The following is a 17631-nucleotide window of genomic DNA, read 5'->3' as shown; positions in this document are numbered from 1 at the left end:
CACGGGTCACGACCCGTCGGCGAAGAGCACATCGACGGGCGCTTCCGCTGCCTCGAGCCGCTGTTTGCGGTGGAGCGCCTCGACGCGCCAGCCCTCGAGCCGGACGAGTGGGTCGTCGCCGGTTTCGGCCGCGTGCATGCTTTCCTCGGCGACGAGGTCGTTGAGCGTCGTGACGAAGTCGTCGACGGTCGCGAGCACGCCGTCGACGGGGCGTCCACCGTGGATCAAGCTGTTGCGTTGTCGCTCGGCGCGCTCGAGCAGCGTTGTGAACCGATCCTCGAGCTCGTCGAGGCGGGCGAGCGCAACCGTCGGGTCGTTGAGCGCCGTGTCCGCGCGTTCGACGAGCCGCACGGCAAGCGACCCGCTCGCCCATTGGTCGCCGTAGGTGGCCCGGGCTGTCGCCAGCCCGCGGTGCGAGACCTTCCATGACGTGGGGTCGGACCCTGACAGCACGAGGTGCAGCAAGTCATCTTCGGCCGTGGGGTTGTGCGCCTTCCAGCGCATGTCGCGCACGGCGGTGAGGGCGGCGTCCCCGAGGTCCTGGCGCAGCACGTCCAGGACCCACCTCGCCTTCAGGTAGCGGGATGTAACTTCGGCCCAACGCTGCTTGGGGCCTTGGACGACGCTGAGGCTGCGTTCGAGCGCACGGGTGCCGAGCGCTACGCGCTGCGCGTGGCCTGAGGCCCTCGAAAGCGCGACCACCCAGCGAGCGTCCTCGACGGCCTCTAGCGCGTTCGGGTCGCTGTCGAGCAGCCGCTGCACAAACTCGCCGCTAAACGTCTGCAGGCCTTGCTGGGTATGGTCGAACATCGAAATGGTTAGTCGCTGGCGTTGGGCTTCCCGTTCGGGATCGGTGAAGGACTCGCCCCACAGGTCGCCGCCGCTCCAGCCCATGTGTCCGTCCCAGATGACCCATTGGGTGCCGGGGTCGGCGATCTCCACGAGGGCCTCGAGGGTGCCGCGCGCGACGGCCGGTGCGCGCCAGCGCAACGCGTCGCGCATCCACACCCGCGCCAAGGACATAGCGTGGTGATCGGGCGCCGGCCTCAGCCATGAGCCGGCGCCGGCACGCAGCCGGTTGATCTCCGGGAGGTCCGTGGCGAGGTTAGGGAGCGCGGCGTCGGGCTCCGCCGCTGCGCGGAGAGTCGCAGCCGGGTACACCTGAACCGGCCCGAGGTCGATCGGGCCGTCGGGCAGCTCCGCGTGCGATATCACGAACCAGACCGCGATGTCGGCGCGCCCCGGGGTCTGCGCGAGCCGCGCCTCGCAGGCGTCAAGGCGCTCGCGGACGGGAGTCGGCTGGATCGTGGCGTCGCCGTCAGCCATAGCCTGGCGTGCGACGACGTCGCCAAGCCGGATCACGAGCTGGTCGGCGAGACCCTGCGGGTGCCACTGGTAGCCGCGGTGCTCACAGATCTCCTGCAGGACACGCAGGCGGTACATGCACTCCTGCGGGGTCGTCTCGCGCGACTCGAAGGCGTGCACGGCGTCATTCCATGCGGCCCGGGCGACGTCGGGACGGGCCATCGCCGCGAGCAGTGATCTAGTGGTCAGCTGAGCCGAGCGTGCCTGGCCGGCGTCGTCGAGCCGCCTGGCGAGCTTGCTGAGCCCGCGCACGAAATCGTCCAGCTCGGGGCTGGCCGCCGCGCGGGTCCGCGGCCCGAGTGCCCGGTGCATCGACCCGAGGTCCGCGACGAGGCACTGGCGATCACCCGGGTTGATCCTCCGCCCCTTCATGACGCTCTCGCACGTGTAGTCGACCTCCAGCAGCGCGCTGATCGGGCCCAGCAGCTCGGGCGGCGCCTTGTCAGCGCCCTCCGACAGTTCTGCGCGCAGGTCGAGTAGCGCGGCCGGGAGATCGTTGTGGGCGTAGCTGTCGGTGTTCAGCTTCATGGCTCGCCGACAGTGCTGCCTTCGAAGTCGTCGCCGCGGGCACACGGATTGAGGAACAGCGCCTCCACGGGGCCGTCACCGGCGTCGAGCCGCGCCTTGGCCTCGACGATCCCAACGCGCCACCCTTCGAGCACGGCGAGCGGCTCCAGGCCGGATGCCGCGGTTCGGACGCTGTCGCGCGCCACGATGCGCCCGAGGTCGGCGACGAAGCCGTCGACCGTGTTGAGCGCGCCTTCGGTTGGCCGCTGCCCGTGGATGACGCCGTTTCGGCACCGTTCGGCGCGAGCCAGCAGGACGTCGAAGCGTCGCTCGCGCGTGGCCAGCCACCGCGCCGCCGCCGTGGGGTCACTGAGCACAGCGAGTCCGACGCGAACCTGGCGATGTTCCATGAGGCCGGCGGAAATGATCTCGTCCAGCGGACGGCCGGACGCCAACGATGCCAGCCCACGAACGTCGACGCTTCGTGGCGACCGCGCAGCTGTGCCGCGCTCCGACCCCACGACCGCCTCCGCGCTCGCACTGTCCCTGCCGTGTGTCAGCGCGGCGCCGACAATCGCGTGGTGCGCCAGCACTTCCAGCCACATCCCGATCGCGCAGTGCAACCATGGGGCGCGCAGATAGCGCCGGACCCCGTCGGGCCATCGCTCGCCCTGAGCGCGCGCGGCGCCGAGCGATCGCTCCAACGCGCGCGTGCCGAGTGCAACGCGTTGGGCGGCGCTGGGCGACCGGGCGACCGCGATGACCCAGCGGGCGTCCTCCACGGCCTCAAAGGCGGCGGGGTCGTCTGCAGCCAGTCGTGTCACCAGACCCGGGTCGAGCCGTGCGAGCCCGTCCCTGGTGGGGTCGTCGACCGACTGGACCCGCGTTCGGTTGCGCTCGAGCTGCTTGGGATCGGCGAAGAACGAACCGGAGGCGCCGTTCTTCTCGGTGTAGAGCACCTCTCCGGATTGCAGCTCCCACTGCGAGAGTTCGGACGCAACTTCAATGACCGCCGTGACGAGATCTCGCGCACGCCGCCTCGCCTGTTCGACGTAGATGTCTGGCAGGCGGACGCGTGCGAGCACAGCATGCTCAGTGCCTGGGTCGGCTCGGTGATCCTCTGGCCAGCGTCCTGTGAACCTCGGGTCGTGCAGTTCAGCTGGCGGTTCATAGCCGGGCATGCCAGCGAGGCCGCCACCAGCACGCAGTCCGTCGGGAAACATCCCCGCGTGGAAGAACTCGACGGGCCCGACTCGCTGCCACCCATCGACGTACGCATGCTCGAAGCGCAGCCAGACAACCACGTCGTCTCGCTCTCCGTCCTCGGCGACCATTCGGCGGCACGCCGCCAGTCTCACCTCCTCGTCCATCCCAGCCTGATCGCGTGGGTCCGTCAGCAGGGACTCGTCCATGACCCCGGCCCAGACCGCGCCCAACATCGTGTCGGAGATCACGTCCGAAAGCACGTGCGGCAGGCCGAGCGCCCACCAGCCATGGCCGCGCGCTTCGCACAGCTCCCTCAACACCATCATCCGCTGCTCGCAGATGTCTACGTCCACGTCAGGGTCGGCGAACGCCGCCACCACATCGTCCCAGGCGGCCGCGGACGCCTCAGGCGCTACGACACGCGGACCGAGCGCGTCCAACGCGAGCTTGACGGACCGCGCTCCCTGCGCGGTCTCAAGCCTCGTCGCTGTCGTCTCCCTGACGAACGTGTCCAGCGTCGGCCCGATCGCCTGCGCTGCCCTCGGTCCAATGGTTCCGCGCGCGGCGCGAAGCTCGGCGGTGATGGACTTGCGGTCTGCGTCGTTGGGGCCGGCTCTGCCGGCGAGCAACGTCTCGCAGACGTGCGAGAGCTCGGTGAGGACGGTGATCGGGCCCAGTGCCTCGGCCGGAGCGAGCGCGCCGGCGCGCAACGTGTCGCGCAGCGCAAACAGCCACGCCGGTAGGAGCACGCCCGCCACCCCTCGTTGGTCGTTGATCAGCTGTCGCCCTCGGCCGGGCGACCCTGGACGCGTACTCAACCCGACGCGCAGTCGTCGAGCAGCGGGTCTAGAGCCCCGGGCATTCGACGATCCTATTTCGCGCATCGCTCTCTGTGAGGGACCCGGCGATGGCTGCGGTCAGCCAATCGCACGAGCGCCACGCCTTGGTATCTGGGCTGCGTGCGGACGCAGCGCGACGGAATTGGTACTCGGAGTTGGTACCCGAGAACGCGAAAACCCGCCGTCTCCAGCGGGTTTCCGAGGTGGGCGATACTGGGCTCGAACCAGTGACCTCCGCCTTGTCGAGGCGGCGCTCTCCCAGCTGAGCTAATCGCCCTCAGCCGCGCCGTAGCGTAGCAACGCCGCGACGCCCTCGCGCTCGACCATCCGCCGCCCGCGCCCGATAGCCTGAGGGCCGCACCTGGCGACGTGGCGGAGTGGCTACGCAGCGGCCTGCAAAGCCGTGTACACCGGTTCGATTCCGGTCGTCGCCTCTCTCGGAACCCTCCCATTTGCGGAGGGTTCTTGCGTTAGGGGTTCAACCGCACCCCGAACCGCACCTCCACCGCACCCCGAGATGTGCCGTCAGAGGCCCTGAACGAGCGCATAGGCCTCGGCCTCGGTGAGCGAGTCAAAGACGACCCGGTGCACGGGGTTGGCTAGCCGGGCGAGCGGGTTCTCGATCTTCATCGAGGCGATCTGGATCAGCGTCGGGGTGATGACGTCGGCCGGTTCGACCCAGCCGCGATCGAGGAGGTCGGGCAGGTGCTCCAGCGGGATCCGGTAGCGCTGGCCCTTCGCGTAGCGGCCAAGCGGGTCGGTGCCGGTGCCCTCGACGGGGATGAGCCGGGCGGCGGCAGCGAGTTCGCTCGTTGTCGCGGTGCCACTCGTCGCACCCGCGATGTGTAGCGGCTCTCTCACGCGGCCTCCACCCGTGGCCAGAGGTCGCAGCCGTGGGCCTGCCACCGAACCTCGGCCAGGCCAGCGTCTACGAGCCGATCGGTGGCGTCCATGACGACATCGGACCCGTAGCCCTGCGCGGCGAGGATGGCGAGCGTTCTTGGGGACAACTCGACGGCGATCACTCCGACGAGGGTGCTCAGCATGGCTAGGCACGCCTGTCGGCGCTCGCTCTGTAGCTCGTAGACGGTTGGCTCGTCGACGATCGGCCGTGGGGTCGGCTTCTGCCAAGCCATCGCGTCTCGTCGCTGCTGCGACCACTCGGTGCCGGTCTTTGGCCCGCGCTTGTCGGCACGGACGGTTGGAAGCTGGCCCTTGGCGGCAGCGCGCCGTAGCGCAGACCGGCACGCGTCCTCCTGGTCCTCAGCGGCGACTTCGGCGGCGAGCAGCAAGGGCCACAGCGTCGGCCAGGTGAGGTCGGGGCGCTGGGTCAGGATGCGCCGGGCGACGTCGAGCGCGTCCGTCCAGGTCCCCCGCGCCCGCCCCGGCTCAGCGTTGACCGGGGCGGGGTTGGGGGCCTGGGAGAGCAACCCGCTGTTGCACGCGGTGCGGGTCTTCGCGGCGGCCATCTACGTCTCTTCCGTCCGTCCGCCGGGAAGCTTCTAGGAGACCTTGACCCCTTCCATGGCGACCATCCATTCGGGGCGGCGCAGGCAGATGTCCACGGCGGTCCTGGCCTTGAACAGGGTCTGCTCGAACTGGAAGGCGTGGATGTGGACGTCTTCGCCCTCGACGGTCTGCACGTAGGACGCCGTGTCGGAAGCGTCCAGGCGAAGGCCCTCCTGCTCGCCGATCCAGACCTCGTTGAAGTCACCGAACAGGGCGTAGGTGCACCCCGGCGTGGATGAGACGGTGAGGTTGGTTGGGATGCGCGTCGTGGTCTGGAACCGGAAGCCCAAGAACGTGCCGCTCGTCCCCGCCGCGTCGAGGCTGAGGTCCTCGCCGTCCAGCAGCCGGTGCCCGTCCGTGTCGGTCTGCTGCTCGAGCCAGCTGAGCACGTCGGGGTGCATGATCCAGCCGGGCTTGACGAACGGGCAGTTGCGCGACCGAAGTGTCGCGACCACCTTGCGGAAGTCGAGCAGGGTCGGCGCGGTCGTGGGGTCGAGGTTGACGACGTTGATGCCCGAGACGTTGCGCAGGCCCAGCGGCTCGGTACCGCCGCCGAGGCCCTGGAGGTAGGCCAGGTCGGCGCGGTTGGCGACTGCGTCGGCAAGGTCGCTGCGGATGATCTCTTCGAACTCGGGCACGGTCTGGGCGTCGTGCAGCAGCCGGTTGGACACCGGCGACAGGGCGGCCAGCTGGAGGGGCTTGAGCTTCGGCGTCAGGCTGAACTGCGGCTCGCTGACCGGGATCCGGGCGTTCTCCTGCACGAACGCCGCCGTGGTCCCCAGCGCCACCGCCGGGAGGTCAAGCTCCTTGGCGACGTTCAGGACTCGCGGCCCCATCTGCATCACCGAAATGCGCGCCCGGACAAGCTGCATCACCTCGTTGCTGACCTCGACCGGCACGAGATAGCCGCCAGCCGAAGGAGTCGCCTCGGCCAGGGCCTTGGTCATGACGCCGGCGAGGGTCGCCTTCGGCTGCGAGGAGGTCGGCGCGTACTGCGCCTGCCCGGACTCCAGCGCCTTCATGAACTCGGCCGTCTCGTCAGTGGTGAAGCGGCTGCCGCCACGACCGGCGAACACGCTGCGCACCGCCGCCTCCAGCTGCGCTTGCGACAGCGCCGGGGGCTGCGCGGCCGGGGGAGCGGCGACCGATGCGACGATGCCGTGCTCCTTGAGCTCAGCGATCAGCTGTGTCTGATGGTGGCTGACGTCGTGGCCTGCGTTGCGCTGCTGGGCCAGCGCCTTGAGGTCGTTGAGGACCTGCTGCACATCCCGCACGGGGATCCCTCCGAAGTACGCGAATTCATGACGCCAACGGGCGTCCTGGACTCGGTGACTCACCTCCGAAGGAGGCCCAGCCGTGCACCGGAAACGAGCGAAATGCGTGACGGAGACTTCCCGCCCTCTGGCTACGCCTGACCAGTCGTGCCGCCGTATCTCGCGTGACCCTGCGTACAGGCCCCCTGGCGAGCGTCCGACGTATGCAAGTCGAACCCTGCCAAACGCCGCGGCGGCACGACTCGTTGCGCAACGCGTCTGTGTGTTATCCGCGGCCGCGCCCGTCCAGGCCGTTCGGCCACTGGCGATCGGCCGCCTTTGGATCCACGCCGGGAGGCACCAGCGCCTTCAGCGACTCCGGCAACGCCTCGCGCCGCTGATGGGCAAGTGCGGCGCGGGCGGCCTCCTGCTGCTTTCGCACGTGCTCCTTCACCCGAGGGTCGTTGCGATCCAGCATGCGTGGGTCCACGGGCGGCTCGCTACGGTCGCCCGCCGTCTCCTGAGAGGGACGCAACGGCACCACCTTGCCACCGGGCTCGGCGCTCGGCTGCTCGCGGTCCTCGCGGTCCTCGCGGCCATGGAAGTACCGAGCTAACGCCGCCGTCGTGCGACTGAACATCGTCGTGTCCTCGCCTTCAGCCACCTGCTCGATCACACGTGCCGCAACCTCATCGGCTGGGTCCTCCTGAGGCAGCGGAGGCGGGTTGCCGTGATAGCCCGGCTGAAGGAACCCGGCGAGCTCGCGCTCCAGCGCCTCGCCTGAAAGGCCCGAGAGGTCGAACACCGCGTGGCCGTCAGGCGTCTTCTGGCGCTCACGTTCCAGCATCTCCAGCGCCCGCAGCCGGTCACCCGGCGAGGTCGCATCGGCATAGGCGACCGCCTCCAACGCCAACAGGAACTCCTCACGCGGCGCGTTCATGCCGCCACCTTCCGTCGCTTCTCGATTCTGCTCATGTGTCCGTGCGCCTCGGAGACGGCGATCTCCAGGTGCGGCGTGGTGAACACGCGACTGGTGCCGTAGGCCGTCTTCAGCACGACGGCCCAGCGATCCACGCGGCTCCCGCTCTCATCCCAGCCCGGCGCAGTGCTGATCTCCACAGCCGTGAACGGATCATCGGGGCGCATCGCCGGCCTCCTGCTGCTGGGCAAGCGCCGCTCGGCGTGCCTCGATCTTCTCCCTGAACGAGCCGCCTGCCAGCGCCTTGGCGAAGTCAGCGCGGGCAGCAGGCGTCAGGCCGAACTGCCGAAGCCACTTCTCCAACCGCGAGGACAGCCGGATACGCATGTCGATCAGGCCGCGTGGCTGACCCTTGCGCTCCACCACGCCATCGCCAAGCGCCGTGTCCACGCGATCGATGAGGACCGCCAGCTTGCCGATCTCGATGGCGGCCATCAGATCCAGCGGCTCGGTGTGCCTGGCCTGCATCAGCCAGTCGGCCACCTCCTGCGCCAGCGGGTCCAACTCCCTCCCCGGCCCGGCGTAGAGGCCGTGCTGCTCGGCGTTGCGGTTGCCCAGCTGGACCGCTTGGAGCGTCTGGGGATGCCCTGTCTGGTTCATGCCGTGGAGGTGCGGTTGGAGGTGCGGCGGCTGGAAGTCCAGTGGGGATGCGACCTCAAGCGGCGTTCCCACGGCTTTGCGGGCCGTGACGCGGATCTTCCGTTCAGGTCCGACCGGTCCCGTACGCTTGAGCAATGGCGCTGCCGCGGATCGCAGAGGGGGAAATCGTCACCCCGACGTTCAAGAGCACGGCGTTTCATTGCCCCCGGTGCGGGGTCTACGCGCCTCAGGAGTGGGCGCAACTGCACTACAACGTCCGGGTCGACTATGAGGAGTGGACACCCACCGCCTCCAATGGGTGGATCTCGACGTGCCAACACTGCGACAGAGACGCCTACTGGGTCGAAGGGTTCTGGATGGTGGACGGCACGCCGCAGATCACGGCGCGAATGGTCGAACCGCAACAGACCCTGACCGGTCCACGCCCGCACACCGACATGCCAGACGACGTGCGGGCTGACTACGAGGAGGCCCGCGCAATCGTCTCTGCCTCCCCACGGGGTGCTTGCGCGCTGCTGCGGTTCGCGCTGCAGACGCTGCTGCAGAACCATCTGGGCCAGCAGGGCAAGGATCCCAACGCCGCCATCAAAGCTCTCGTCGCGGCAGGCCTGCCGGTCGAGACCCAACAGGCACTCGATGTTCTGCGGGTTGTCGGGAACAACGCCGTGCACCCCCTTGAGATGGACTTGCGCGACGACACCGAGACGGCGACCGCCCTGTTCGCGGTGATCAACTTCATCGTGCAGGACCGCATCGCTCAGCCCAAGAAGCTCAAGGGACTTTTCGACGCGCTGCCGCAAGGTGCGCGTGACGCCATCGCCAAGCGCGACGCGACAACCTGAGTTCAGTGCTGACACGACGGCTCCTGCACCTCGGCGAGCGGCACGAGGTCGGCGAGATCGATGGCCCAGCGCAGTGCATCGGTGACGTCCTCGGCCTGGCCCTCGATGAGCGCGAACCGGTGCGCCGCCTGATCTGAGCCGTACCCGGCGCTCAGCAGCAGATCAGCCATCTGGGCTGGCGTCACCTGCACCGGATGCACGTCAGCGCCACGGACCTTGAGCCGGGCCATGAAGACGCCGGCGAGGAACCCGATCTGTGTGCCGATCAGGCGGCCGGTGTCATCGTTGACCGCGCCCCAGCTTCCATCGGGGCGCTCGAATGCGAAGACGGTCGCGATCATGGTCGCCCCCTCGTTGGCAGTGCCCCGGTGACGTTGGTCTCGATCCAGGCCTCCACGTCCTGCTGCCGGTAGCGGTAGCTGCGTCCGCACCGCACGGCCGGGAAGCGTCCGGCACGCGTCTCACTCCAGACCCCCGCCTTCGTCATCTGCAGCTGAGCGGCCACGTCTTCGGCGGTCAGTAGCGCGGCCATCAGGCGGCCCTAACCCATCGAGCCACGAGGCGCGGCACCGCTGGCGGATGGCAGATGCCGCACTCACGGCGACCGTTGTGCCTGATCCAGTCTGACTCGGCGTGGTGAGCGTAGGCGCAGATCGTCCCGTCGCGTGCCTCGATGGGCTTGGCGTCGATCGGCTCCTCGACGGCGTTGAAGAGGCGGATGACGTTGTCGATGAACGCCTCCTCGGGATCAGCGTCGTCATCGAACAATCCGCGATCCTCCGGGTCGCGCCTCGTTAGAGGCTCTTCTTCAACTTCCTCTTCTTCAAACTGCTCTTCTTTGGTGGCCGCAACTTGCGGTTGCTCCGACCGCAGCTTGCGGTTACGCGCAGCCGCAGCTTGCGGTTGCTGTCGAAGAGCGCGTAGGAACTCATCGAGCCCATGGTCGCCGGGCAGGTCGCGCCGAATGTTCCCCGCGATATGGGCAAGCGCCAACGTCAGGCCTTTGCGTGTGATCCGACAGACCCCTCGCCGACCGTTCGTAGACGTGCGGTCGACCTCGATTAGACCGAGCTGCTCCATGTCCTGCACACGGCGGCTGATCGTGTCCTCGCTGTCGCCGATCTCGCTCGCGAGCGTCGCGTACTTGACCCACGTCGGCGCGTCCCAGGTCTTCCGATAGCCCTCGAGCGCGATGAGCAGTCCGACGTGGGACGACTTGAGGCCCAGGTGCTTCGCCCACCGGACGAGCTTCCTATCGATCTGCACGTACCACCACCCCGCCTCTGAGCACCCGGGCCACCGCGCCGTGACGGCTTGCCCCGAGGTCGTCACGCTGCGCATCGCAAAATGGCGCACGGCCGTCGGGTCGTCGCACTTCGGACACCACGCGGCAGTGTCTCCGTGACCGCGCGGACCATCGCCATACGGAAGCTCGATCTCGTCCCAGAGATACGCGTGCTCGCAAGCGGTGCCCACCAACACCTGCCCCTCCGCGAGCGGCGTCTCTGGGCCGGACTCGATGAACCTTGCGAGGTTGCTCATGCATCATCAGCGCTCGCGCTCGACTGCCGGGCTTCGATGAAGGCGACGACGTCGCTCATGCGGTACCGGGTGCATCTGGAGGAGAGACGCACCGGCCGTAGATCTCCGCGGTCGGCGAGCCGAACCACCGTGCTCCTGGAGACGCCTAGGAGGCCTGCGACCTCCGATGCGGGAACTAGCCGGTCCGACTGCCAACCTGCTGTGTTGTGGGCGACTTGAGCCATCGTGGGCACAGCATGCGGCGCGACCGAGACCCCGTTTGCGCCACTTATTACCTGCCTCGACTGGGGGAAAGCCCGGACCTTGAACAGGTGATCGCTGGACTCACAACGGGACGCTCGCCTACCTTGCCGCTCGTCACCGCCGTACCGCTGCTGTTCATACCTGAGCCGGATCTGCTGCGATCGTTTACCGAGGCGCTAGCCGACGCCACCCGTCCAACGGACGGCACGACTCAGCCGGGGCCACAACACGACACGGCGGGCCAGCCAAGACGAAATGCCTACGAGGCGGCGACCGTGGCCTACATGTGCGACATCGAGCGTCGGGAACTAGCACCCGGGACGTTCTTGGAGCGCTACCTGCGGAAGTCGCCTGGCCATCCCATGGCGCTACGCGAGGTCACGTTCCGTCAAGACTCCTGGCGGTCCGGCACAGTCGAACGGTGGCGGAACGACGGACGAGTAATTCTCGCCCAACTCGGCGCGTGGCCCTGGGCGGTAGTACCGGATGGGCGACTACCGCGAACGTGGTGGCGTGACAGCAGGTTTGTAACGGCTCTGGCGGACTGGCACCGTCGGTCGCACCCAGATTAACCGTAATTAGAGCGCACACGGTTTTTGGGAGGTCTGCAATAGTGGCAACGCAGTGTCACTTAAGTAGATGACCCCCGCGCCGCATCAACGACCGGGGGTCTGACAACTCGGAAGGAGCCCGAGATGCGCCCGCAGCCTACCGCCGCAACTGGCCACGTCCGCAAGGAGCGCAAGACCAAGGGCGAGGTCTGGTACGTCCGCTACCGCACGCTCGACCATCGGCAGGACGGCACCTTCGGCCCCACGCAGAAGACTCGCCGGCTCGGTCCGCACTGGCCCAAGGCGGGCCGTCCACCGGCCGGGTATTTCACCGAGCGCACCGCGAACGACGAACTGGTGCGCATCCTCGATGCCGAACGCGAGCGCGTCGTGGGCGGCAGGCCCGCCGTGGTGACGTTCCGCGAAGCCGCCGACGAGTGGCTGCGGTACGTCGAGCACGACCGGCGCGTGCGGTCCTCCACCCTTGGCGACTACCGCCGTACGGCCACGCTGCTGGCCGCCCACTTCGGTGACGTCGCCGTGGAGCAGATCACGCCGCAGGACGTGGAGGCGTACAAGGCCGCCATTGCCGAGCGGGGACGGCAGGGCACCGGGCGCAAGCTGGCCCCGCGCACCATCAACCGGCACCTCGTCATCCTGGGCGACATCTTCAAGCGCGCCGAGCGCAAATGGGGGATCGTCCACAACCCCGCTGTCCGCGTCGAGAAGATGCGGGACAAGGGGTCCGGCCGCCTGACGTTCCTGACGCCCGACGAGTTGGCCCGCGTCGTGTCGTCAGCGGCCACGCCTCAGGACGGGCTGCTGTACCTGATGGCGGGCATGGCAGGGCTGCGCCTGGGCGAGCTCATGGCGCTGTGCTGGCGGGTCGTGGACTTCGTCGGCGGCGTGGTGCGCGTCGAGCGCAGCCTCGCCCTCCACGACCGGTTCGAGCAGCCGACTAAGAGCTACAAGACGCGGTCCGTGGACCTGGCCCCCGAGCTTCTGACGGCGCTGGCCATGCATCGCAACCGCACCGTCTACAGCGACGACGACGACCTCGTGTTCGTCCAGGCAGATGGCACGTGGCTCAACGACTTCGAGGTGCGCGTCGATCTGTACGCGGCGCTCAAGGCGGCGGGCCTCGGGCACAAGCGCGAAGCGGAGGGCGCGGACCGGTTCGTGTTCCAGACGTTGGCGGCGGCGGGCGTGCCGGTGACCGAGATCCAGGAGCTGATGGGCCACGCGCACGTGATGACCACCCAGACGTACATGCACTTCGCACCGCGCAAGGACCGTGCGAGGCGCATCGGCGCAGCGTTCTCGAACGCGTTCGAAGTGCCCACAGCCGGGATGACCGCCTTGCTGGCCCCGGTCGCCGGCGACTGAAAAGTGACCAAACAGCGGGGAGGGAAGCGTCTCTCCGCGCAGTAGGTTGGTAGGAACGTGGAGCCGCCGCGCCTCGCCTCAGAACGTAGACGCGACGGCACCACACGGAGGGCCGCTTTCGGGCGGCCCTTCGTCGTCCTAGCTACGCGCTAGGCAGCGGCCTGCTCCTCCCCGGTGCGCTCGGGGATCTGCGGCTGCGGCTCGAACTGGAGCGCGTGCAGCAGCTGGACCATGCGGTCCACGTCCGACTTCTCGAGCCGCTGAGGCAGCGACAGGCGAGCGATCTGACCGTTGCGCAGCGGGAACGGGTAGTCGATGAAGTCCTCGACCTTCCGCTCGTCGCGCCCCGGCTCCACGGCCGTCAGCGGCGTGGTCTTCGGCTTGGGGGCCGTCTCCCGCGCCTTGGCGGCGTCTCCGTCATCGCTGCGCTTGCCCGCCTGGCGGAACGCCGGGGGCTTCTGGTTGGTCAGCCAGTACTCGTACGCCTCGATCGCCCGCTTGACGCGACCGACATATGCGTCCTGGCTCTCCGACTTGTACGTCTGTGCCGTGAGTGTGCGGAAACGGCGGAACGCGTCATCCAGATCGAGGTCTTCCAACGGCTTGTCCTCGAATCCGGAGCCGGGGCCGTCGACGGCCTCGAACACCTTCCGGATGGCGATCTTCCACGGGCCGACCTGCGACGGCGCGGCGTAGCCCTTCTCCGAGAGCCAGTCGCAGTAGACGACGAGCCCTCCGATAGTCCTGCTGTTCATGTCGCTGGCCACGATGCGACACCTCCTTCGTTCGGTGGTATTGGCCGAACGGGATAGTGAACGTGGCTTCGGACGGACTCGCACACCGACACGTCCCGCACGACCCGTGCCGCACGCTGGCACGGGCCAGACGAGACGTTCCTGTCGCACCTCCAACGCACCTCCGCTGCACCTCCAACTACGCGATTCTCGACGCAACTCGAAGCAAGTCGATCCGCGGAAAACGCGCGATTCCAGGCCAAACGCAACGGCAATGGCACCCCTGCAAAGCCGTGTACACCGGTTCGATTCCGGTCGTCGCCTCTGTCGAGAGCCCTGATCCCATCGGGGCTCTCGCCGTTTCCGCTGATCGTTGCGCACGCAAGCTGTCCCCTTGTGTCCCGAGACACCGGCGACACGGGCCGTCAACCACTGCGGCGATCCCCGTCCCGGCGGATGGGCTCCTGGCTCGAGATCTACGCCTCCTGGGAGACGATCGGCGCTCAAGTGCTGGCCATCGTCCTGGTCCTCGGCTCCTACCACCTCGCCGAGGGCATGAGTCCAGGCGGCCCGGCGCGGCCCGCGCCACGCATCCCCCCACCTCGGCGCAGGCGCTCGGCGACGCCATCTGACGGCGGCCGCAGCGTTGCGGCCGCCAAGACCTGCCGTCGAGCGCAGGTCGCCATCCTGCCGGCCTGGGCGGCCATGAGCTGGTCGCTGACGCGCTCATGCTCCTCTCATGCGCGGCGTTCTACGGTGGGCGTCGTCCCTCACCAGGAGCCCATTCATGAGACGTTCGCACCTCCTGCCGGTGGCCGTCGCGGCGGGGCTCGCCGGGATCTGCATGACGACGGCGCCTGCCGGCGGGCAGGCCGACGCTCGCATCCGGCGGTTGCACCCCGCGAGCTTCACGACGCGGATCGACAACCCGTGGCTGCCGATGTCCCCCGGCACCACGATGACGTATGACGGGGTCAAGGACGGCGTGTCGCAGCGCGACGTCGTCCGCGTGACGCGCCGCACCAGGACGGTGGCGGGCGTTCGCTGCCGGGTGATCGACGATCGCGTCTATCAGGGCGGCCATCTCAGCGAGCGGACGCGCGACTACTACGCCCAGGACCGGCACGGCAGTGTGTGGTACTTCGGCGAGGACACGGCCGAGCTGGATGCGCACGGCCGGGTGACGAGCACCGAGGGGACCTGGCATGCGGGCGTCGACGGCGCTCGTCCGGGGCTCTTCATGCCGGCGCGCCCGCGCGTCGGCGAGCATCATCGCCAGGAGTACCTCAAGGGCCACGCGGAGGACCAGTTCCGTGTCATGAGCCTGAACGCCGTCATCGCCGTGCCCTATGGGCGCTTTCGCGGTGCGTTACGGACGCGCGAGTGGTCGCGACTCGAGCCCGGGGTCCGCGACGCCAAGGTCTACGTCCGCGGGATCGGCGAGGTGTTCGAGGGCTCGGTCCGAGGTCCGCGCGAGAGCGCCGAGCTCGTCAGCGTCCGACGCCCGTGACGCTCCGCGGGGCGCTCGTCCGGGGCGACGAGGACCGCGATGCCCTGGGTGACGATGGCGTCGCTCGCGTCGTTCTTCCAGTAGCCGGCGTCGGCCACCAGCACCCCGGGCGTCTCGATGACCCCGGCCGCGGCGAGCTCGTGCAGCGTGGTCTCGATCATCGGCTGCAGGCTGGCGGTGTCGAGTGACTCGATGCCGCGAGCACGATCTGGCCTTCGCCGACGGCGGCCTGGGCGTTGTAACCCTGAACCCACCCGCGCGTGGTCTTGAGATTGCGGGAGTCGGGGTCGGTCACGGTGATCTTGCCCGCCGGGTCGGCAGCTGCGCACCTCGGGCGTTCTCGCGGCATCAGGTTCTCATGGCGTCGCCTGTCTACGTCGGCGAGCTGATCGGTGTGTCAACCCGTCAGGGCTACCAGTCGAGCCAGAAGTCTTTGAAGCCTTCGTTGTCGCCGCCCTCGGGTCGTTTGCCGCCGACGCAGATCATCTCCATGCCGTCGGGACCTGCCTCGAACGACCGGATGACCTGCGGTGCGACGCGCAGGACGTCCCACAACGCGATCTCGATGATCTCGTCCTCGAGCTTCGCGCGTCCGGAGCCGGAGACGACGACGTAGACCTCCTCCTGCACGCCGTGCCGATGCCCGAATGGCATCCGCGCGCCGGGCTCGTAGCTGAAGCGACTTACGCCGACCTGCGTCGACTCCACCTCGTCGCGTGAGAACAGCCACCGAATCGGCACCTCAGCAGGACTGCGGTCTTCGATGTCCTCGAAGTTCCGCTTCTTCCAGTCGGCCATCCAGCGCAGCCTAACCGCGAACGCACCCGTTCCGTCCGGCGCGGCATCCCGCCCCAGATGCCGCCGGTGGCAACCGCGCGCAACGCCCCCTTCATCGGTCGCGACCCTGCTTGAGCTGACAGACACTCGGCGCGCGCGAGTCAAGTCGTGTGTTGTGGTGTAGCCGGCGATCGTCGGTGTGATCGTCACCTGGCGCGATCTTCTCGCCGCCGACCTTTCTCGCCCGCCTGGCTCAGCAGCCGCGCCAAGCTGGGAAGGTCACTATCAGACGGTCACGCCGGCGCCTCTCGCGCCAACGCTCAACCGCCTTTCAGACCTCGCGCACGATGAGCGCGGCGACCGCGGCGACGAGCAGCAACGCGACGCGATCGACCACAGGATCCTGCTGCTGCGGGCCGTTGGGACATTGCCGCGATCAAGCTCACGTCAGGATCGGCGCCCCCCGACCGGACGATCACGGACCTCGAGGCGCTCGGGCGCGACGCTTCTCGGCGGTGGCGCCAGTAACGACGTCGGCCGGAGTCGGCCGAGAATTAGGATTCTTGCTCGATGCGTGTGCTGTTCTGCTGTCGGCCGGCGTATGGGCATGTGTACCCGCTGTTGCCGCTGGCGGCGGCGTGTCGTGATGTGGGTCACGACGTGCTGTGGGGTACCGGTGAGGGTTTCGTCAAGCGCTTGGAGGCATTTGGCTTCCGAGTGCAGCGCGTCGGGATTTCCATCCCTGAGGCCGACGAGCGCGTCCTGCGCGAGCAGCCCGAGCTGGGCGACCTGCCTCGGGAGGAGCGCTTCCGCATCGGCGTGGCCGTGTTCGGCGATGTGTTACCGCGGCACACGATTGCCGACTTGCTGCCGCTCCTTCACGAGGCCGCCCCCGATCTCGTGGTCTACGACGAGACCGACGCCGGCGCCCCGATTGCGGCGGCCATCGCGGGGATCCCGGCGACGGCCCACTCGCTCGGCCGCCAGGTCCCAGAGATGGTCCGGCGCGCAGTAGTCGCGCCATTACATCAGGTGTGGCACGAGTACGACCCGGGCGCCGCGCCTCACGACTTCTTCACCGCCAACGCCTATATCGACATCTGCCCACCGAGCCTGCAGGACCCCGACGCGTCCCACGCCGGAGAGCGGATCCTGTTGCGTCCCGACTCCCCGCCCGATGTCGGCGGGGAGCTGCCGGACTGGGTGACCGGCGAGCGCTCGCGGCCATTGGTCTACGTCACGCTCGGTACGTACGTCCACGGACAGGTGGACTCATTGCGAGCGGCGGTGGAGGGTTTGGGTGCGCTGGCCGTCGATGCGTTGGTCACCGTCGGGCCCGACGGCGACCCTGCGGGTTTGGGGCCTCTCCCGGATTCGGTGCGGGTCGAGCGCTTCGTGTCTCAGGCAGCGCTGCTGGCGCGCGTCGATGTGGTCGCGCACCACTGCGGCAGCGGAACCATGCTCGGTGCCCTCTGGCACGGATTGCCTCAGCTCGCGATGCCCCACGGTGCCGATCAGTTCGCTAACGCTCAGGCCCTTCTCGACAGCGGCGCGGGCCGCCGGCTGCTGCCCGAGGAGATCACTGCGGAGGCGGTCGCCGAGGCGGTGCGCGCGCTTCTCGTCGAGCCCGAATACCGGGAAGCGGCGCGTGGGCTGGCCGCCGAGATCGCGGCCATGCCCTCGCCCACCGAGGTGGTGTGCGACCTGGAGCGACTACGAGCAGGGTGACGCCGCACGCAGTGTTGCACCGGCTGGGGTTCGTTCCGTGGGAGCGACATCGCTGGCGAA

19 protein-coding genes and 2 tRNA genes are annotated in these 17631 nt (G+C 68.6%); 5 read left to right on the top strand and 16 right to left on the bottom strand.

Annotated elements, in window-relative coordinates; translation table 11 throughout:
* Positions 1–6: 6 nt before the first annotated feature.
* From DSM104329_RS12560 to DSM104329_RS12550, 3 genes are all read right to left on the bottom strand, one after another.
* The gene (locus DSM104329_RS12560; RefSeq protein ID WP_259315783.1) at positions 7–1893 is read right to left on the bottom strand and encodes a hypothetical protein; all 1887 of its coding nucleotides are present in this window, start codon (positions 1891–1893) and stop codon (positions 7–9) included.
* Positions 1890–3836 (bottom strand): hypothetical protein, encoded by a 1947-nt coding sequence (locus DSM104329_RS12555; protein WP_259315782.1) that lies wholly within the window; start codon positions 3834–3836, stop codon positions 1890–1892. The genes DSM104329_RS12560 and DSM104329_RS12555 overlap by 4 nt, the downstream gene beginning before the upstream one ends.
* Positions 3837–4121: 285 nt before the next feature.
* A tRNA-Val gene (locus DSM104329_RS12550) sits at positions 4122–4194 on the bottom strand.
* Between the two features lie 86 nt (positions 4195–4280).
* On the opposite strand from DSM104329_RS12550, the gene DSM104329_RS12545 reads away from it, so the two are divergent.
* A tRNA-Cys gene (locus tag DSM104329_RS12545) sits at positions 4281–4351 on the top strand.
* Between the two features lie 91 nt (positions 4352–4442).
* Here the strand turns inward: DSM104329_RS12545 and DSM104329_RS12540 are convergent.
* From DSM104329_RS12540 to DSM104329_RS12515, 6 genes are all read right to left on the bottom strand, one after another.
* On the bottom strand, positions 4443–4778 hold the full coding sequence (locus DSM104329_RS12540; protein WP_259315781.1) for a hypothetical protein: 336 nt from the start codon (positions 4776–4778) through the stop codon (positions 4443–4445).
* Positions 4775–5386, bottom strand: a complete 612-nt coding sequence (locus DSM104329_RS12535; RefSeq protein ID WP_259315780.1) for a hypothetical protein — start codon at positions 5384–5386, stop codon at positions 4775–4777. The genes DSM104329_RS12540 and DSM104329_RS12535 overlap by 4 nt, the downstream gene beginning before the upstream one ends.
* 33 nt (positions 5387–5419) lie before the next feature.
* Complete coding sequence (locus tag DSM104329_RS12530) at positions 5420–6700, bottom strand: phage major capsid protein (protein ID WP_259315779.1); 1281 nt, start codon at positions 6698–6700, stop codon at positions 5420–5422.
* Between the two features lie 265 nt (positions 6701–6965).
* Complete coding sequence (locus DSM104329_RS12525) at positions 6966–7619, bottom strand: hypothetical protein (protein ID WP_259315778.1); 654 nt, start codon at positions 7617–7619, stop codon at positions 6966–6968.
* Positions 7616–7825, bottom strand: coding sequence for a hypothetical protein (locus DSM104329_RS12520; RefSeq protein ID WP_259315777.1), 210 nt, complete (start codon positions 7823–7825; stop codon positions 7616–7618). Before DSM104329_RS12520 ends, DSM104329_RS12525 begins: the two co-directional genes overlap by 4 nt.
* On the bottom strand, positions 7812–8258 hold the full coding sequence (locus DSM104329_RS12515) for a hypothetical protein (protein ID WP_259315776.1): 447 nt from the start codon (positions 8256–8258) through the stop codon (positions 7812–7814). Before DSM104329_RS12515 ends, DSM104329_RS12520 begins: the two co-directional genes overlap by 14 nt.
* A 134-nt stretch (positions 8259–8392) precedes the next feature.
* Between DSM104329_RS12515 and DSM104329_RS12510 the strand changes: the two genes are divergently transcribed.
* Positions 8393–9100: a DUF4145 domain-containing protein gene (locus DSM104329_RS12510; RefSeq protein WP_259315775.1), complete on the top strand. Its 708-nt coding sequence runs from the start codon at positions 8393–8395 to the stop codon at positions 9098–9100.
* 2 nt (positions 9101–9102) lie between these two features.
* Here DSM104329_RS12510 and DSM104329_RS12505 read toward each other — a convergent pair whose 3' ends face one another.
* The 4 genes from DSM104329_RS12505 to DSM104329_RS29100 are packed head-to-tail and all read right to left on the bottom strand — an operon-like array spanning position 9103 to position 10866.
* Positions 9103–9441, bottom strand: a complete 339-nt coding sequence (locus DSM104329_RS12505; protein WP_259315774.1) for a hypothetical protein — start codon at positions 9439–9441, stop codon at positions 9103–9105.
* Positions 9438–9632 carry a helix-turn-helix domain-containing protein gene (locus tag DSM104329_RS12500; RefSeq protein WP_259315773.1) on the bottom strand — a complete coding sequence of 65 codons (195 nt, stop codon included), beginning with the start codon at positions 9630–9632 and terminating at the stop codon, positions 9438–9440. Before DSM104329_RS12500 ends, DSM104329_RS12505 begins: the two co-directional genes overlap by 4 nt.
* Positions 9632–10642: a helix-turn-helix domain-containing protein gene (locus DSM104329_RS12495; RefSeq protein WP_259315772.1), complete on the bottom strand. Its 1011-nt coding sequence runs from the start codon at positions 10640–10642 to the stop codon at positions 9632–9634. Before DSM104329_RS12495 ends, DSM104329_RS12500 begins: the two co-directional genes overlap by 1 nt.
* Positions 10639–10866: a helix-turn-helix transcriptional regulator gene (locus DSM104329_RS29100; protein WP_407655883.1), complete on the bottom strand. Its 228-nt coding sequence runs from the start codon at positions 10864–10866 to the stop codon at positions 10639–10641. The genes DSM104329_RS12495 and DSM104329_RS29100 overlap by 4 nt, the downstream gene beginning before the upstream one ends.
* Positions 10867–11580: 714 nt before the next feature.
* Here DSM104329_RS29100 and DSM104329_RS12490 point away from each other — a divergent pair.
* A complete protein-coding gene (locus tag DSM104329_RS12490) occupies positions 11581–12822 on the top strand; it encodes a tyrosine-type recombinase/integrase (protein WP_259315771.1) in 1242 nt (413 codons plus the stop codon).
* A 149-nt stretch (positions 12823–12971) separates the two neighbouring features.
* Here the strand turns inward: DSM104329_RS12490 and DSM104329_RS12485 are convergent, their stop codons facing one another.
* On the bottom strand, positions 12972–13589 hold the full coding sequence (locus DSM104329_RS12485; RefSeq protein WP_259315770.1) for a hypothetical protein: 618 nt from the start codon (positions 13587–13589) through the stop codon (positions 12972–12974).
* Positions 13590–14343: 754 nt separating this feature from the next.
* Here DSM104329_RS12485 and DSM104329_RS12480 point away from each other — a divergent pair.
* On the top strand, positions 14344–15066 hold the full coding sequence (locus DSM104329_RS12480; RefSeq protein ID WP_259315769.1) for a hypothetical protein: 723 nt from the start codon (positions 14344–14346) through the stop codon (positions 15064–15066).
* On the opposite strand, the gene DSM104329_RS12475 is transcribed toward DSM104329_RS12480, so the two are convergent.
* On the bottom strand, positions 14979–15227 hold the full coding sequence (locus DSM104329_RS12475; RefSeq protein ID WP_259315768.1) for a hypothetical protein: 249 nt from the start codon (positions 15225–15227) through the stop codon (positions 14979–14981). The two genes, DSM104329_RS12480 and DSM104329_RS12475, sit on opposite strands and share 88 nt — an antisense overlap.
* Before the next feature lie 250 nt (positions 15228–15477).
* On the bottom strand, positions 15478–16053 hold the full coding sequence (locus DSM104329_RS12470; protein WP_259315767.1) for a cupin domain-containing protein: 576 nt from the start codon (positions 16051–16053) through the stop codon (positions 15478–15480).
* Between the two features lie 360 nt (positions 16054–16413).
* On the opposite strand from DSM104329_RS12470, the gene DSM104329_RS12465 reads away from it, so the two are divergent.
* Positions 16414–17571: a glycosyltransferase gene (locus DSM104329_RS12465; protein ID WP_259315766.1), complete on the top strand. Its 1158-nt coding sequence runs from the start codon at positions 16414–16416 to the stop codon at positions 17569–17571.
* The last annotated feature ends 60 nt before the right edge of the window (positions 17572–17631 follow it).

Source organism: Capillimicrobium parvum (genome assembly GCF_021172045.1).
Taxonomy (GTDB): domain Bacteria; phylum Actinomycetota; class Thermoleophilia; order Solirubrobacterales; family Solirubrobacteraceae; genus Capillimicrobium; species Capillimicrobium parvum.
This window is presented reverse-complemented; position numbering and strand designations above follow the sequence as displayed.

Excerpts from the sequence above, each read along its gene's own strand:
- DSM104329_RS12560 (WP_259315783.1), bottom strand. The coding sequence starts at position 1,893 with ATGAAGCTGAACACCGACAGCTACGCCCACAACGATCTCCCGGCCGCG.
- DSM104329_RS12535 (WP_259315780.1), bottom strand. The coding sequence starts at position 5,386 with ATGGCCGCCGCGAAGACCCGCACCGCGTGCAACAGCGGGTTGCTCTCC.
- DSM104329_RS12525 (WP_259315778.1), bottom strand. The coding sequence starts at position 7,619 with ATGAACGCGCCGCGTGAGGAGTTCCTGTTGGCGTTGGAGGCGGTCGCC.
- DSM104329_RS12520 (WP_259315777.1), bottom strand. The coding sequence starts at position 7,825 with ATGCGCCCCGATGATCCGTTCACGGCTGTGGAGATCAGCACTGCGCCG.
- DSM104329_RS12515 (WP_259315776.1), bottom strand. The coding sequence starts at position 8,258 with ATGAACCAGACAGGGCATCCCCAGACGCTCCAAGCGGTCCAGCTGGGC.
- DSM104329_RS12510 (WP_259315775.1), top strand. The coding sequence starts at position 8,393 with ATGGCGCTGCCGCGGATCGCAGAGGGGGAAATCGTCACCCCGACGTTC.
- DSM104329_RS12505 (WP_259315774.1), bottom strand. The coding sequence starts at position 9,441 with ATGATCGCGACCGTCTTCGCATTCGAGCGCCCCGATGGAAGCTGGGGC.
- DSM104329_RS12500 (WP_259315773.1), bottom strand. The coding sequence starts at position 9,632 with ATGGCCGCGCTACTGACCGCCGAAGACGTGGCCGCTCAGCTGCAGATG.
- DSM104329_RS12495 (WP_259315772.1), bottom strand. The coding sequence starts at position 10,642 with ATGAGCAACCTCGCAAGGTTCATCGAGTCCGGCCCAGAGACGCCGCTC.
- DSM104329_RS29100 (WP_407655883.1), bottom strand. The coding sequence starts at position 10,866 with ATGGCTCAAGTCGCCCACAACACAGCAGGTTGGCAGTCGGACCGGCTA.
- DSM104329_RS12490 (WP_259315771.1), top strand. The coding sequence starts at position 11,581 with ATGCGCCCGCAGCCTACCGCCGCAACTGGCCACGTCCGCAAGGAGCGC.
- DSM104329_RS12480 (WP_259315769.1), top strand. The coding sequence starts at position 14,344 with ATGAGACGTTCGCACCTCCTGCCGGTGGCCGTCGCGGCGGGGCTCGCC.
- DSM104329_RS12475 (WP_259315768.1), bottom strand. The coding sequence starts at position 15,227 with ATGATCGAGACCACGCTGCACGAGCTCGCCGCGGCCGGGGTCATCGAG.
- DSM104329_RS12465 (WP_259315766.1), top strand. The coding sequence starts at position 16,414 with ATGCGTGTGCTGTTCTGCTGTCGGCCGGCGTATGGGCATGTGTACCCG.